Annotated in this window: 10 protein-coding genes; 8 read left to right on the top strand and 2 right to left on the bottom strand. The window is 45.4% G+C overall.

Features of this window, described 5'->3' with window-relative positions:
* Nucleotides 1-199 precede the first annotated feature (199 nt).
* Together F6K49_RS09405 and F6K49_RS09410 are read left to right on the top strand one after the other, a co-directional pair.
* Complete coding sequence (locus F6K49_RS09405) at nt 200-1,744, top strand: bifunctional pantoate--beta-alanine ligase/(d)CMP kinase (RefSeq protein ID WP_293096087.1); 1,545 nt, start codon at nt 200-202, stop codon at nt 1,742-1,744.
* 141 nt (nt 1,745-1,885) lie between these two features.
* A complete protein-coding gene (locus F6K49_RS09410) occupies nt 1,886-2,803 on the top strand; it encodes a polysaccharide deacetylase family protein (RefSeq protein WP_293036363.1) in 918 nt (305 codons plus the stop codon).
* A 703-nt stretch (nt 2,804-3,506) separates the two neighbouring features.
* Here the strand turns inward: F6K49_RS09410 and F6K49_RS09415 are convergent.
* Both F6K49_RS09415 and F6K49_RS09420 read right to left on the bottom strand, forming a co-directional pair.
* Entirely contained in the window at nt 3,507-3,794 is a 288-nt protein-coding gene (locus F6K49_RS09415; protein WP_293059302.1) for a DegT/DnrJ/EryC1/StrS family aminotransferase, read from the bottom strand.
* Nucleotides 3,795-4,176: 382 nt separating this feature from the next.
* A complete protein-coding gene (locus F6K49_RS09420) occupies nt 4,177-8,985 on the bottom strand; it encodes a glutamate synthase-related protein (RefSeq protein ID WP_293096116.1) in 4,809 nt (1,602 codons plus the stop codon).
* A 943-nt stretch (nt 8,986-9,928) separates the two neighbouring features.
* Here F6K49_RS09420 and F6K49_RS09425 point away from each other — a divergent pair.
* The 6 genes from F6K49_RS09425 (at nt 9,929) to fusA (ending at nt 17,095) form a co-directional block, all read left to right on the top strand.
* Nucleotides 9,929-11,989 (top strand): phosphodiester glycosidase family protein, encoded by a 2,061-nt coding sequence (locus F6K49_RS09425; RefSeq protein ID WP_293096090.1) that lies wholly within the window; start codon nt 9,929-9,931, stop codon nt 11,987-11,989.
* A 316-nt stretch (nt 11,990-12,305) separates the two neighbouring features.
* On the top strand, nt 12,306-12,734 hold the full coding sequence (locus F6K49_RS09430; protein WP_075904465.1) for a cupin domain-containing protein: 429 nt from the start codon (nt 12,306-12,308) through the stop codon (nt 12,732-12,734).
* A gap of 272 nt (nt 12,735-13,006) precedes the next feature.
* Nucleotides 13,007-13,351 carry an iron-sulfur cluster assembly accessory protein gene (locus F6K49_RS09435; protein WP_075904457.1) on the top strand — a complete coding sequence of 115 codons (345 nt, stop codon included), beginning with the start codon at nt 13,007-13,009 and terminating at the stop codon, nt 13,349-13,351.
* A gap of 88 nt (nt 13,352-13,439) precedes the next feature.
* Nucleotides 13,440-13,811: a 30S ribosomal protein S12 gene (rpsL, locus tag F6K49_RS09440; protein WP_071106977.1), complete on the top strand. Its 372-nt coding sequence runs from the start codon at nt 13,440-13,442 to the stop codon at nt 13,809-13,811.
* A 595-nt stretch (nt 13,812-14,406) separates the two neighbouring features.
* Nucleotides 14,407-14,877, top strand: a complete 471-nt coding sequence (gene rpsG, locus F6K49_RS09445) for a 30S ribosomal protein S7 (RefSeq protein ID WP_008179641.1) — start codon at nt 14,407-14,409, stop codon at nt 14,875-14,877.
* 142 nt (nt 14,878-15,019) lie between these two features.
* On the top strand, nt 15,020-17,095 hold the full coding sequence (fusA, locus tag F6K49_RS09450; RefSeq protein ID WP_293024667.1) for an elongation factor G: 2,076 nt from the start codon (nt 15,020-15,022) through the stop codon (nt 17,093-17,095).
* Nucleotides 17,096-17,108: the final 13 nt, after the last annotated feature.

Below are 17,108 nucleotides of genomic sequence, written 5' to 3' on the forward strand. Positions count from 1 at the left end.
AAAAAAAATTTGTTGCAGCTGCCAGAATAATTGGATTGGTCAGGTCTGGCACTGGGCCTGTGCGTATAGAGATTCTTTATTGAATTGATTAGTGATTAGTCATTAGACATCTCCAGGAATTGCCAAGGAATTCCTGGAGATGCCTATTTCTATAGGACTATGTTGCTAACATCGATAAGAATCTAAACTCTAGAGTCTAATGCACCTGTTTACAACAACTGCTGGATTACACTGCTACTTAGAACGTCAAGGTCCTGGCAAGGAACTGGGTCTGGTAACCACTATGGGAGCCTTGCACAAGGGTCACTTAAGCTTAATTGAGCGGGCAAGACGAGAAAATTCCCTGGTCATTGTTACCATTTTTGTGAATCCTCTTCAGTTTGCACCGACAGAGGATTTTCAGGAGTACCCCCGTGGATTGGCTCAGGATCAAGAACTTTGCCAACAGATTGGAGTTGATGCAATTTTTGCTCCCACTGTGGATCAGTTGTATGGTGACAATCCAATGCCCACTGCGGACAAGGGTGATGAATTGACTCAAGTGATTCCACCCAAAGCCATGACCTCTGTCCTATGTGCTGTCTCTCGTCCTGGTTTTTTTCGGGGTGTGGCAACTGTCGTAGTCAAGCTGTTGAATCTGGTACGACCAAACAGAGCCTATTTTGGTCAAAAGGATGCCCAACAGTTGGCAATCATCCAGCGTATGGTGGCAGATTTAAAGTTACCAGTGACCATTGTTCCTTGTCCGATTGTGCGGGAAAAGTCGGGACTCGCGTGTAGTTCTCGCAATCAATACCTGACACCAGAGCAAAAAGCCCAAGCATCATTACTATATAAAGGGTTGCGTAGTGCTCAGAAAGCGTTTCAAGGTGGATTATGCGATCGCATCAATCTGATTGAGAGGGTTAGGTCAGAATTAGCTGGAACCCAGGATATCCAGGTGGAGTATGTGGAATTAGTAGATCCTGTTACTCTAACCCCCCTCGAACAGGTTGAAGAGCAAGGATTATTAGCGATCGCAGTTCACTTAGGTACAACTCGTTTAATTGACAATATACTCCTGTCCCACCGTAAACCGATTGTGGCCATTGATGGTCCGGCTGGAGCTGGAAAATCTACCGTTAGCCGTTTGGTAGCCAAAGAGTTAGGATTGATGTATCTTGATACTGGTGCCATGTACCGGGCTGTGACATGGCGGGTGCTCAAAGCCGGTATTGACTTGGAGGATGAGCCTGCGATCGCAGAATTAGTCAGTAAGTGTACAATTAATCTGAGTAATAATCAACCAGGAGAGTCTGGGATTCAGGTGTGGGTTGATGGAGAAGAAGTTACCCAGGTCATTCGCTCACAGTCCTTTACTGCCAAAGTGTCTACAGTGGCTGCTTTGAGTTCAGTACGCCGTGAGTTACTCAAACAACAACAACGCTGGGGTCGTCAAGGAGGAGTAGTGGCTGAAGGTCGTGACATTGGCACCCATGTCTTTCCCAATGCAGAAGTCAAACTATTCTTAACAGCTTCTGTCCAAGAAAGGGCCCGCCGCCGTCAGCAAGACCTGAAAAACCAAGGGCAAGAGGTGAGCTTAGAACAGCTGGAGCAGGAGATTCAACAGCGCGACCTGAAGGACAGCACCCGTGCTGTAGCCCCCTTGCGCAAGGCAGCTGATGCTATTGAAGTACAAACCGATGGTATGAGTATTGCAGAAGTTACCGATTGTCTTGTTAATATCTACTATCAGCAATTGTGACCAGATAGCTGACCGCTAATGTTAAACAGACAATTAAACAGACAATTAGGCAACAGCTAGCCACCACTCTATAAGATGATGGTTAGTTACAGATGATAATTTACTTTCCTGGTATTTTTGCAGGAGCAAAGGAGACCAATTTTGGCAAAACGTGAGGGCTTATTCTGGTCGCGCAGTACATGGATTATAATTGCTGCTATTCTAAGTTGTATGGCTGGCTACACCTTGAAAACAAGTCGATGGGCTAACCAAAATATTGCTGCACTAATCACTAGGCAAATGCCACAGCAGCAAACTGACTCAAAGAAGGTTGAAACGTTAACTAAGCCGCCAGATAAAGGTTTGCAGCAAGGTATTGCTAAATGGGCAGAGCAAGAGAGAGGCAAGCAGATTAACTATGTTCCTCCGCAATTTCGGGGAAAATATATCGAGGACGTTGAGCTTAAAACTCCACAGAAAGTCATTGCCTTGACCTTTGACGATGGTCCTTGGCCGAAGATGACTAACGATGTGCTACACATCCTTAAAAAATATGATGTTAAGGCAACTTTCTTCGTGGTAGGGAGAAATGTTTATCTATATCCAGAAGAGCTTAAGAAAATTGTGGACCATGGTCATGCCCTTGGCAACCATAGTTGGAACCATAGTTATTACTATCATAATCCCTTAGCAGCTGCTAAGGAAATTGATAACACCACAGCACGGATTTACAAAACTATTAACGTTAAGACCTCTTTGTTTAGACCCCCTGGGGGGATAATGAACAATGGCTTAGTGGCTTACGCCCGAAAAAAAAATTACGTGATTGTAAAATGGTCAGCTGACTCAGAGGATTACTCGGTAAACCAACGTCGGTTGACCTATAATGTTCTCCGCAGAGCGAAACCGGGAGGAATTGTGCTACTCCACGATGGTGGCGGCAATCGTGCCAAGACGATACGAGCTTTACCGGTAATTATTACTGAATTGAGAAAGCAAGGTTACCAGTTTGTGACTGTACCGGAATTGTTGGATATGGCACGAAAAGAGTTGGAGATAGCACAAAAAGAACAGAAGTGACATGTAATTACTTATCAACGGTTAACCGTTAGCTTTTGACAGTCAAGGGTCAACTTTAAACCCGTAAATACGTAATCAGTTATAATCAACTTGAGCTTAACCTAACCTTGGAGGCTTTGATTGTTGACCTTGGTATCTTTTATTCTTAATTTTACCGCCAAAATGGCGACATAGCTTTCTGAAACTTAGTTATCCTATTCGATAAGTTATCTACCCAAATTAACCTAGCAAACCGAGATTGAAATCTTCAACCAAAACAATACTGTTAACTGTTAAGAAGTTAACGGTTAACTGTTCAGGACTTACCCAAAGTTCATGACTTACCCAAAACTCGGCACCAAACGCGCTTATGTAGTTATGGTGTATTTATCTAGTAGTTGGCTTTAATAACGGCAGGAAGCAGGTCAATTTTGTAAGAACACTTGAACTACAAACGCTTGAATTACAGTGTTTTTGGGGCGTCAGTAGCAGTTATGAGCTATTTTAGTACATTGTTCTGCAAATTTGACATGCTCCCCTCCCAACCTAACTTAAGTAAGCGAGAATGCCACCGCTATCGCTAAAATCATCCTCACGCTTCCTCTCATAGTCCAGAAGCCCTCTCAAACACCTTTCAGGTATACTCCGATTACCAACCTTTTTGATACTTTGCCCTACAAATAACACCTGCTAAATCAAGCGGATTTGGTATGACTATCGACTACTAGCAAAATACTTGCTGCACTGCTTTAACTATTCTGTTAATATCGGTCATATCCAATTCTGGATAGACTGGTAAAGATAATAACTTTTCCACGATTTGCTTTGCTATTGTTAATCGTCCTACCCGATGAGGTAAACCATTTTGATAAACAGGTTGATCTGGAATCAATTTCGGATATATTCTCATAGTTTCGATGCCAACAGAAATTAAGTGGTCTTCTAATTTCTGTCTTGTCTGGACTGAATCCTTTATAACAGTGTATAGATAATAAACATGAGTCCGATAAATTCATCAGTGATGAATCTAATCACATTGGCTATTCTGCTTACTGTATTGAAGAGTATATTAAGCAAGGTCATCGTGATTGGGTAAGGGAGATGATGATTCGTCGTCAAGGGTCTGTGAATGAATTTTGCCTCGAAAAGATTGACCTAGAACAGGTTACAGGTTGAACGCGATGGACGCGCGTCCCGCAATCGAGCGATCGGCGTTCGCGCAGCGTGGCCAAAGGCCTAAGCCGCGCCAAAGGCGATCGCGTGGCCTTTTGGCCAAGGTTATTCACAGTTGAATCTTGACAGATTGAAGGTTAAAGGTGATCAAACCAACCTTCAACCTTCTAACCTGCAACTGGTAACCCAAGCCAACCTGGAACCTTTAAGCTTTAACTGCTTTAGGCTACTGTAGAAGAAACTAACTCCCGTTCCTCTACCACATCAGGATTGGCTTGAGGAGTATCCGCCTCAGAAGGGGGTACCACTTGCCAGAATTTGGGCAGATATTCAGACCAGTTGTCGAGAATCATCTGGGCTTTCGGGCTACCAGTCCGAGTGGCATGGTCTTTAATTAAGCCTTTCAACTGTTGCTCTCCAGCGGCTGAAATTACCCGTTGAATCTTGACATCCTGGTTCACTTTGGCCGGAAAACTATCCTCTTCATCTAGGAAGTAGGCTAAACCACCAGTCATACCAGCACCGACATTGCGTCCCACTTTTCCTAAGACTACAATTACACCACCGGTCATGTATTCACAGCAGTGATCACCAGCTGCCTCAATCACAGCATACCCCTTGGAGTTGCGCACACCAAACCGCTCACCAGCACCGCCATGGGCAAATAATGTTCCGCCAGTGGCACCGTAGAGGCAGGTGTTACCTACAATCACATTGTTAGCTGGGTCGTAGGTGGCATCAGCTGGTGGTTTGATAATAATTTCACCACCATGCATCCCTTTGCCTACATAGTCATTCGCTTCACCAGTTAAAATCAAGGTCATACTAGGCAGGTTAAAGGCACCAAAGCTTTGACCCGCAGCCCCCTTGAAGTTGAGAGTAATGTGTCCATCGAAACCACTGTTACCATACTGCTTGGCAATTACCCCAGCAATTCGAGCCCCTACAGTACGGTCAGTGTTTACAATCTCAACATCTTTAGTCACAGACCCATGGTTTTGAATCGCATTCGTCAGGTCAGCGTCAGCCAGCAGTTGATCATCTAGGACTGGTCCATTGCTGTGGACATCGTTATGGTTGAGCCAACTGCGGTCTGTGCGAGTATCAGGCAGCTGAGTCAGACAATCTAGATTCAACATAGATGTCTTAGTCAACTCAAGGCCCTCCCGAACTTTGAGTAGATCAGCCCGACCAATGATATCCTTTAAGGAACGGTAACCTAGTTTGGCAAGAAGCGATCGCACTTCCTCAGCCACAAAGTAGAAGAAGTTGACCACGTGGCCTGGAATCCCGGTAAAGCGCTGGCGCAGGCGTTCTTGCTGAGTAGCAACCCCTACGGGACATTGATTGGTATGGCAAATCCGTGCCATAATGCAGCCTTCAGCAATCATCGATACCGAACCGAAACCGTACTCTTGTCCTCCCATCAAGGCAGCCATCAGTACGTCCCAACCAGTTTTTAAGCCACCATCTACCCGCAGCAAAACGCGATCGCGTAGTTGGTTTTCCATCAAGATCCGATGTACTTCAGTTACTCCCAGTTCCCAAGGCGCTCCAGCGTGCTTAATCGAACTCAGGGGAGATGCTCCAGTACCCCCATCATGACCAGAAATTTGGATTACATCCGCATTAGCTTTAGCTACCCCAGCCGCAACAGTTCCAATCCCAATTTCTGCCACCAACTTCACAGATACCTTAGCTTGAGGGTTAATCTGATGCAAATCAAAAATCAGTTGCGCTAGGTCTTCAATGGAATAGATATCATGATGGGGTGGTGGGGAAATTAGGGTTACTCCTGGCTTGGAACGCCGCAGCTTAGCAATGTAGGGACTAACCTTCTTACCTGGTAACTGACCCCCTTCCCCTGGCTTAGCACCTTGAGCAATCTTAATTTCTAACTGCTTCCCACTCATCAGGTACTCTGGTGTTACTCCAAAGCGACCAGATGCTACTTGTTTAACCGCAGAGGAAGCAACATCCCCATTACGTAATCCCTTTAAGTGAGGTAGAGTCTGAGAATGACCAGTGTGATCCACATCATTCAGAATGCTGAAGCGCACTGGGTCTTCTCCCCCTTCACCACTGTTGGATTTACCACCAATCCGGTTCATAGCAATAGCTAGAGTTTCGTGAGCTTCTCGGGATAGAGAGCCTAGGGACATTGCTCCGGTACAGAAGCGCTTGACAATTTCCTCAACAGGTTCTACTTCCTCAATCGGAATAGTAGGTTGGTCGCTGTTGAAGTCCAACAAATCTCGTAGTGCAGTTGCTGGACGCTCTTCCAACAGTTTCCGATACACATCGTAGTGGTCGTAAGCTTCTTTGTTAGCGTCAAGGCTTGAAGGTTTAACCTGCAACTTGCTAACTTCCAACTCTTTGTGATTTTTACCGTTACCATTCTTAGAGGATTGGTCACGGACGAAAGAGGAAACCGCCTTGTGTAGGGCTTTAGCCATTTCAGGGCTGTTCATGTGATACTCGCCCCGAGGACGGTAATTGATAAAGCCAAAGTTTTCCAGTTTCTTAGCTGTCAGGGGGAAAGCCCGCTTGTGAAACTCCATCACTTCCTGAGCTAAATCAGCAATACTCAAACCTCCCAGCCGAGATGTAGTTCCCTTAAAGGCTAGTGCCAATAAATCCCCACCAATGCCAATTGCTTCAAAAATCTGAGCACCATGGTAAGACGATAATAGGGAAATTCCCATCTTAGATAGGATTTTCAATAAACCTGCTTGTACCGCCTTGCGATAATTTTTCTGAGCTTGGTCTATAGTCAGGCTTTCCAGTTTCCCCTGGCCCATCAATTTCTGAGTCTTAGGATTAGCCCACCAATTCCGTACCGATTCCCAAGCCAAATAAGGACAAACTGCTGATGCACCATAACCAATTAAGCAAGCATAGTGATGAGTACTCCAGCATTGAGCCGTTTCCACAATAATAGATGCCTTCATCCTTAATCCTTGAGAGATCAGGTGGTGGTGAACCGCACCTATAGCCAACATCGGTGGAATATAGGAGTAGTTTTCAGAAAGCCCTCCAGCAGTTTTATCACTCAAAATCAGAATCGTTTTACCAGCCCTTACCGACTCAGCCGCTTGGTCACACAGACGATTCACAGCTACGTCTAGCCCCCCCGGACCAGTAGCAATTTCAAATAGAGTAGACAGTTCAGCCGTCTCAAACCCTGACCCTTTCACCGCTGCCAACTCCGCCTCATTGAGGACTGGGGTTTCCAGCTTTAACAACTGGGCGTACTCCGGCTTAGCTTCTAATATATTCCCTCGCTCACCCAGCTCTATACTCAACGACATCACCAAACTTTCCCGTAGAGGGTCAATCGGTGGGTTAGTGACCTGGGCAAACCGTTGTTTGAAATAGTCATAGAGAAGCCGAGGCTTATTGGAGAGTACCGCCAAGGGAATATCATCTCCCATACAGAAAGTAGGTTCTTTCCCCTGGGTGCTCATCGGCTGGATGATCATCTCCAAATCCTCAGCAGTGTAGCCAAAAGCGGTCTGCTGACGCAGTAACTCAGCCGCCTCTTGTTCAGGAGCCTCAGTAAAGGGTTGGGGTTCCAATTTTACACGGTACTGCTTGAGCCACTGACCATAGGGTTGCTGAGCTGCCACCCGTTGCTTGATGTCCCAGTTTTTTAGAATTTCGTTGCTTTGCAGGTCAACAGCAATCATTTGCCCTGGTCCGAGTCTGCCCTTTTCCACAATCTCGGATTCTGGCAACTCCACTACCCCCACTTCTGATGCCACCACCACATAGCCATCCCGGGTAATGCTATAACGAGCCGGTCGTAATCCATTTCGGTCTAGGCTGGCTCCCACTGTTTTCCCATCACTGAATACTAATAGCGCTGGACCATCCCAAGCTTCCTGAATTCCACTGTAGTATTCATAAAAATCAACAATTTCCGGATAGTTATCCAAATCCGGCTGATTTTGGTAAGCCTCCGGCACCATGATCATTAATCCGGTCAGAGGACTGCGTCCAGATTGCACCAGTAATTCGAATACATTATCTAGGATGGCTGAGTCACTGTTTTCTGGATTGATAATAGGCTTGATCTCATCTAAGGAGTTATTTGGTTTGAGGTTAGTGTCGGTTGCAGGTTCAAGGTTATTTGCCTTCAACCCTTTTTCCCAAACCGGATGAGCCAAGTCAGCCTCCCGGGCTATCATCCAGTTGACATTGCCCAACAGAGTGTTAATCTCACCATTATGTCCCAACAAGCGCATCGGTTGAGCGAGGGGCCACTTGGGCATAGTATTGGTGCTAAAGCGTCGATGATAGACAGCAAAACCACTTTGGTAATCAGGATTTTTTAAGTCTAAATAAAACTCTCCAAGTATCGCTGAGCGCACCATACCTTTGTAGACAATCGTGCGACTGGAAAAAGAGCAAAAATACCAATCTTCAGGCACTCGGATGGTACTCTGAGATTTTAGTGCCTTAGCAATGCGACAGCGAGTTTTAAACAGCAAACGCTCCAGTTCATCTCCTATCTCCCCTTCAGAAGCTACGATCAACTGTTCCATATGGGGTTGATTAGCTTTCGCTTGGATACCCAGGATCTCTGAACATACTGGTACCACACGCCAGCCTAAAACCTTTAAGCCTTCTTGAGCAAGGACTTCCTCAACAATTGACTTACCTTGCCTAACCAAGCTCTTATCCTGAGGCAAGAATACCATCCCAACTCCCAACTGTTCCGTAGGAGGCTGGTCAATGCCTTGTTCAGTGAACCATTTTTCCAACAGTTTCCAGGGAATAGCAGTCAATAAGCCTGCACCATCCCCTGAATCTTGGTCAGCACTACACCCCCCCCGGTGTTCTAGACAACCCAGTGCCACTAGAGCTTGTTCAATCAATTTATGGGTAGCTATACCCTGGCCAGACGCAATAAAGCCAACCCCACAGGCATCTCGTTCCTCCACCAACCAACGTTGACCTGGATAGGGTATCCTTGTGTGATACTGTTGTAGATCTTCCTGGTTTTTCTGGTTATCGATATTATTCATCCAATTATTCACGGTGTTTAGTGATGCTTTCATTACAGATTGAGGACTATTAACCTAGTAGCAGTGACCTATAGACTGCTACTAGGCTGGAAAAATCAACAATGATTTACCATCAATGGTGAGCCAGAAGTTGGTTGGGTCTAATCCCGATTCCCTGGGTGAAACAATCTATCAAGCTTTTTTCCCTTAGAAACTCCTATCCTGAGTATCCAATGAAATTTGGTCAGCTGCTGACACAAAAGCTACATCCTCCGACACAGACCAAGGGATGTAGTTAACCATTACAGGTTTTACCAGTAGCAACACGCAAGTGTGCTTCAACCATGCCATGCAACTAACCACCTAGCTGATGACCAAAGTTAGCAGGGTTCCCTGACACTGGCATAAATCCTAGAAACTTACATATATAGGATATAGGTGGATAGTCATGATATAAGAAATAGGTTAGGGATAGCAATACCTAATTTCTCCATAAACCTACTGAAAATTTTACTCGGGAAGAAATTGGTGGATTTACTGTAGCAGTGATCAAGACCATTGAGCGAAACTCAAAATAGCTTTCTTAAGGACTCTTTTTCACTGACAGGACTTGATCTTGTCACAGTAGCCTTGATCAAAGTAGCCTTTATCACAGTATTAGTTTAGACCAGGTGGCATCTCCTCCCTAAATGCCTAGGTATTAGGCTAATGGTCTTAGGTCTTAGAACAGGGGGAGTTGAGAGCCTCCATGCTTGACCTGGAGCCCTTCATACTTTTTTAAAACCCCCTTAGGCTACATGCCTAGAGCCTAAATGCCTAGAACTTAGTTGAAGAGTATGTGAAATTAGACATTCTCTATAGTTTTTGCTGACTGATTTAGGTTATGAAAGGATAGCTTTGAGCTAAATCAGTCCTTTCAGGAAACAGGCTACTACCAGCAATCAATGCTCAATGGAACCCTTTGATGGCGACTAGAGTAACACCAAAGACCGGAATTGATACTACAAAAGTGTGGACTCAGATCTCCAAGCTAGCCATTACCCTCTTGCTCCTAATTCTATTCCCAGCATCCGTAGCTACGGCAAATAGGCGAGTTGGAGCAATTGAACCCTTAATCTTAAATAGCTTTAAAGAGTTACTTAACCAGTTGCCCCCAGCAGATGAAGAGACCCCTGTCCTCGTTCAAAGTTTATCCCAAACCACCCAGGAGAACATCCTAGTTTTAAAGGGGAAGAAACTATTGGAAGAGCTACCACCCATGCCTGATAACACCTTAGAGGTAGAATTTTTCTCTGTCCCCCCCCAGGTGATCCGACAAGGGTTTCAAGTGTATTTAAATGGTCAGCGGATCAACTTACCTTGGCAGCAGTGGCTGGTGGGAACCTCAGTGCGCACTGGCATCAGTGATGTAGGAGCGATGCAAACTTTGGGGATAGAAATGCTCAATAGTAAAGATTTTACCCAGCAACCGATTCGGTGGTTTTCTAAACCCCGGAGTACATCAGTAGTCTTCCCCAGCCAAGTTAGTGGTGCTTATCGATATCTAGATATTACCGATTTTGCCAAAACAGCAGGTTGGCAGTTACAAGTTCACGGGGATAAGCTGTATATCTCTTCCATGCCAGCCAGGGTGAAGGCTATTCGCCAGGGACGTCAGCCTTGGGGTAATCGTATTGTTCTTGATTTAGACCGCCCAACCTTCTGGCAAGTCAATGACCGACGCACTGAAGGTGTGATTACAGTAGCTGCCTCAGCGGACCTGTCACTAGTCAAGGGTTTTAATGCTCTAGAGGCTACCAAGATCCAAGGGCCTGAAGATGTAGCTCCCATTTCTGTGGGTGCTCCTATGGATAAACCGGTTATCCGCTTAGAAAGCCATCAGAACCAAACTAGGCTCAGGGTGGATTTCCCCAAAGGTAAACGTCTGCGAGTTTTCACCTTGCCTAACCCTTTTCGATTGGTGATTGATTTGCGACCCGATGCCATGGTAAAGAAAAATATTCTCTGGGCACCCGGCATCCAGTGGCGTCAGCAGTTGATTAGTCTCAAAGATACTAGCTTCCCAGTGGTGTGGCTGGAGGTTGACCCCAAATCTCACCGGTTACGCCTCAGACCCATTGGCAGTAATGCTACGACCCAAGTGGGAACAGCCCCACTAATTAAAGCTGCTCAGTGGTGGCAAGCATCTGCTGCAATTAATGCTGGCTTTTTCAACCGTAACAACCAATTGCCCTTAGGAGCAATTCGCCGTGACAGTCGATGGTTATCTGGTCCAATTTTGAATCGGGGAGCGATCGCTTGGAATGATCGCGGTCACTTTAAACTGGGACGACTCAGCCTCACCGAAACCTTAGTTACCTCAAACCGGAAACGTTTGCCAGTACTATTCGTCAACAGTGGTTATGTCAAAGCTGGCATTGCCCGCTACACTCCCGCCTTCGGACCAACCTACACTCCCTTAATTGATCATGAAATCATTGTAGTTGTCCAGAACAACTCGGTCACCCATCTGTTGCCTGGAGGACTTGCCGGTCAGCAAGCCTTTCCTATCCCCCCCAATGGCTATCTAGTTACCCTTAGAGCCAACAGCACAGCCGTTCATGATCTTAGTATCGGTACCCAAGTGCGAATTGAGGGGAGTACGTTTCCTGCTGACTTCAATGGCTACCCCCATATTCTCGGTGGTGGACCACTGCTACTACAAGATCGAAAAATTGTTTTGGATGGCAAATCGGAACAATTTAGTGATGCCTTTATTCAGCAGTCTGCTCCACGCAGTGCTATCGGAACCACTGCTAATGGCACATTGATTATTGCTGCTTTTCAGTATAGTCATACTGGAGACGGCCCAACCTTAAGGGAAACAGCTCAGTTGATGCAGAAATTGGGAGCCATTAATGCCCTCAATCTTGACGGGGGTAGCTCAACTGGACTTTATCTAGGTGGTCAACTCCTAGATCGGTCTCCCTATACAGCAGCACCAGTTAACAACGGTCTGGGCATCTTTTTTACACCTGTTCCCTGATAGTTTAAGAAGTATTAAGTATTAAGTATTAACTATGAAGGAAGTATGAAGTGTTCAGATTTATTAAGATTTTTGTAAATCACGAATCCCTTAACTATAGGTTTATTCAGCTGATAATTAGGTAAACATAACTATATAAGAGTGTAAAGACTTTATATAAATTCAGGGAATCCACTAATTTGGCCTGAAAAATTTAGTTATAGTTTGCTAGATTTTTCGATAGTCAATTACCCTTGATTTTGTCTAACCTAGAATTAGTAAGCAATTAGTAAACTTTCCCAAAATCACTTAGCTAGACGTTTTCAGGAACAAAACCATGGTTCAGTCAAAAGAAATTTCTCAAGTTTCGGCCATTACCCTACAGTCATCCCGAGTAGCTGAAGGCGTTGCCGCTACCGAACTACGACCTTGGGGGTCTTTCACTGTCTTAGAAGAAGGACGGGGATACAAAATCAAGCGCATTGAAGTCAAGCCGGGTCATCGCTTAAGTTTGCAGATGCACTACCATAGGAGCGAACACTGGATTGTTGTCAGTGGTACAGCTAAAGTTATTTGTGGCGATAAAGAAGAAATTATTCATCAAAATCAATCAACCTATGTTCCCCAAGGCTATGCTCATCGCCTAGAGAATCCTGGTGTTATTCCCCTCGTTTTAATTGAAGTCCAGAATGGAGAATACCTCGGAGAAGATGACATTATTCGCTTTGAAGATGACTATGCTCGCAGCAAACCAGAAGACAAATAGATTAAGTCATTAGTTGTAAGTATTTGTAAGGAATCAGCTATCAGCAATCAGCTTTAATCTTTTGAATAAAAGAGGTAAGCATTCGTTTAATCTTGACGGCTGACAGCTGACAATTCTTTAGTTAGTAGTCATTAGTCATTAGTTAGAAGTTTTTAGTAGGTCAAAAAAAGCCTATTGGCAGTGACCAATTACTAATGACTAATGATTAATGACTATTCCTTTTTGAGGTAACATTAGCTGGTGCTAGTTGTTGCGTATAGTTAGTATCGTTAATGATTAAACTGAGTAAAGCTGCTGCGAGTGAGATTAGACGTGTACAGTCCAAGCGTCAAAACCCAGACGCCAAATTGCGTCTAGGTGTCCGCCAGGGTGGGTGTGCTGATTTTTACTACACTATTGACTTTGAGCAAGTGATAAATTCTGAGGATCAGGTCTATGACTGTGATGGCATCAGTGTCATCGTAGACCCGGAAAGCCTAAAAACTATCAATGGCTTAACTCTAGATTACTCAGAAGACCTGATGGGAGGAGGGTTTCGCTTCCATAACCCTAAAGCTTCAGAAAGCTGCGGCTGCGGTAATTCCTTTCGTGTAGACCCATCAAAGGATTCAGATTGACACCAGAGTGTTAAATGCGATATAATTACCTTTGGTTTGTTTGTAGTTGATTAAGTTCAATCAACCAATGTTTATTAAGCCGTAACTCATGCCCACCATTCAGCAGCTCATTAGTAGCGAGCGCTTCAAAGCTAAGAAGAAAACTAAGTCCCCAGCGCTGAAACAATGTCCCCAGCGCCGTGGTGTTTGTACTAGGGTGTTCACAACTACACCCAAAAAACCCAACTCAGCCTTGCGAAAGGTGGCAAGGGTTCGTCTGACTTCAGGATTTGAAGTAACAGCCTATATTCCTGGTATTGGTCATAACCTACAAGAACACTCCGTCGTTATGATCAGAGGTGGTCGTGTTAAGGACTTACCTGGAGTGCGATATCACATTATTCGGGGTACCCTTGATACGGCAGGAGTTAAGGATCGGCGTCAAGGTCGTTCTAAGTATGGGACAAAGCGCCCTAAGTAAACTCACGAGAATTGACTCCTCTAAAGTAAGAGACTTTCAGCAATAGAGTTGCTGTGTTCTCACCCACGCCCATCTAAACCCCAAGGGGACTCCCGTTATAGCCGACCGACTTAGCGGAAGACGGGGCGTATAAAGTGCTCCCGCAGGTGACCCACACAGCCCCTTGGGAATTGGAGACTAGAACTGTTGCGCTTCCTTGATAATTTGAGCATTATTAATAATTAATGCCCTCGAAAGAGTAGCGGTTTGTGCGCAAGCTGAAAAGCCTCTGAATCAAGCATAAACCAAAAATCTAAAAAGTAAGCCCAATAATTTTATTGGAGGGTTTAGAGGCTGTTTGGCTCAGCCATTAAGAGTGTAAAATTCTTAAGAATCCCAGCGACCTAGGAGCCGCTACGCGAACGCTATAATCTACGGGCTTTGCCCGACGCGGGGCGCGTTCGATTTAGCGACGGGAGTGTCAAAAGCTAACTGTATCACCAGGGTTAATCACACCAGGGTTAATCACACTAGGATTAATCACAGGAGTGTAGTTGATTGCCTTGGTTAATTTTTAATAGTAAACTGTATTTTTGATTTTTTCTTAAGCTTACTTATGTCTCGTCGCTCAGTTGTTAAAAAGCGTCCTGTCCCCCCTGACCCAGTCTATAACAGTCGCCTGATTTGTATGTTGGGGTGTAGACTCATGCGTCATGGCAAGAAATCCCTTGCCTACCGAATTATCTATGACGCAATGAAAATCATTGAAGAAAGAACTGGAGCTGATCCCATAGAAACCTTTGAAAAAGCTGTGCGTAACTTGACCCCTCTAGTAGAAGTCAAGGCTCGCCGGGTTGGTGGGGCAACCTATCAGGTTCCTATGGAAGTAAAGGCTGAGCGAGGGACTACTCTAGCCCTACGCTGGCTGATTAAATTCTCCAGAAGTCGCTCCGGTCGGAGCATGGCTAGCAAATTGGCTAATGAGCTGATGGATGCTGCCAATGAAACCGGAAATGCTATTCGCAAGCGTGAAGAAACCCATAGAATGGCAGAGGCAAATAAAGCTTTTGCCCACTATCGGTACTAATTATCCTAAAAAGCCTAGAACAAGAACCTGGTAGCTATAGGATAATGTCCACAAATGCCTAAAAAAACTTAAAAAAAGTATAAAATTGTAAATAGATAGCTACCTGGTGAGGAAATGGTGGCACCAGACAAAGGAGGTAACCGTGGCACGCACCATCCCGCTTGATAAAACACGCAATATCGGCATTGCAGCTCATATTGATGCGGGCAAAACAACAACAACTGAACGAATCCTGTTTTATTCCGGAATTGTTCACAAAATTGGTGAAGTCCATGAAGGTACAGCTGTAACTGATTGGATGGACCAAGAGCGGGAGCGGGGAATCACGATCACTGCTGCTGCAATTAGCACCAACTGGCGAGAGCATCGGATTAATATTATCGATACTCCCGGTCACGTTGACTTCACCATTGAAGTGGAGCGCTCCATGCGGGTATTGGATGGTGTGATTGCTGTGTTTTGCTCTGTAGGTGGTGTCCAGCCTCAGTCTGAAACCGTCTGGCGGCAAGCAGACCGCTATCAGGTACCTCGAATTGCGTTTGTTAATAAAATGGACCGGACAGGAGCAAACTTCTTCAAGGTCTACGAGCAAGTTCGTGACCGATTGCGCTCCAATGCTGTTCCCATCCAAATCCCGATTGGTAGTGAAAGCGAATTTAGAGGCATTGTTGACTTGGTGCGGATGCGAGCCAAGATATACACCAATGACCTGGGAACTGACATCGAAGATACAGAAATTCCTGAAGAGGTCAAAGAGCAAGCCGAAGAATACCGTGCCAAACTAGTGGAATCGGTGGCAGAAACTGATGAGGCGTTAATTGAGAAGTACCTTGAAGGAGAGGAAATCACGGCAGAGGAAATTCGTGAAGCCCTGCGCAAAGGAACCATTGAGGGCAGAATCGTTCCTATGTTGTGTGGCTCTGCATTCAAGAACAAAGGGGTTCAGCTGCTATTGGATGCGGTTATTGATTACCTACCAGCTCCGATTGATGTTCCGCCAATTCAAGGTACTATGCCTAAGGGTGAAACCGTCGAGCGGGTGGCTGATGACGAAGCTCCTATGTCAGCTCTGGCATTCAAGATTATGGCAGACCCCTATGGTCGCCTAACTTTCCTGCGGGTGTACTCTGGGGTACTCAAGAAGGGGAGCTATATCCTCAACTCCACTAAGGATAAGAAGGAACGGATATCTCGCTTAATTGTCTTGAAAGCTGATGACCGCATTGAAGTAGAGGAGTTGCGGGCTGGAGACTTGGGCGCTGCCGTTGGCTTAAAACATACTATCACTGGGGATACTATTTGTGACGAAGAGTCTCCCATTATTTTGGAATCCCTCTTTATTCCAGAACCAGTGATATCGGTGGCAGTAGAGCCAAAAACCAAGCAGGATATGGAGAAGCTATCCAAAGCCCTCCAAGCCCTATCTGAAGAAGACCCTACCTTCCGGGTCAGCATTGACCCAGAAACTAACCAAACCGTGATTGCGGGCATGGGTGAGCTGCACTTGGAAATCCTGGTAGACCGGATGCTGCGAGAGTTTAAGGTAGAAGCGAATGTGGGCGCTCCCCAGGTAGCCTATCGAGAGACGATTCGTAAATCAGTCCAAGCGGAAGGCAAATTTATCCGTCAAAGTGGCGGTAAAGGTCAGTACGGTCACGTTATTGTTGAATTGGAACCAGGAGATACTGGTAGTGGTTTTGAATTCGTCTCCAAGATCGTAGGTGGTTCTGTACCGAGAGAGTACATCTCTCCTGCTGAACAAGGGATGAAGGAAGCCTGTGAATCGGGAATTCTAGCAGGGTATCCAGTGATCGACGTCAAAGTTACCCTAGTAGATGGGTCTTATCACGACGTAGACTCTTCAGAAATGGCATTTAAGATTGCTGGTTCTATGGCCATGCGGAATGCTGTGATGAAGGCTGCCCCAGTACTCCTAGAGCCTATGATGAAAGTTGAGGTGGAAGTGCCGGAAGACTTCCTTGGGGATGTCATGGGTGACCTCAACTCCCGCCGTGGCCAGATTGAAGGTATGGGTTCTGAAGACGGCATTGCCAAAGTAACTGCTAAAGTTCCATTAGCAGAGATGTTTGGTTATGCTACGGATATCCGGTCTAAGACCCAAGGTCGGGGTATTTTCTCTATGGAGTTTAAAACCTATGATGAAGTACCTCGCAATGTGGCAGAAGCCATCATTGCTAAGAATCAAGGGAACGCATAACAAAAAAAAGGAA

The organism is Moorena sp. SIO3I6, from assembly GCF_010672095.1.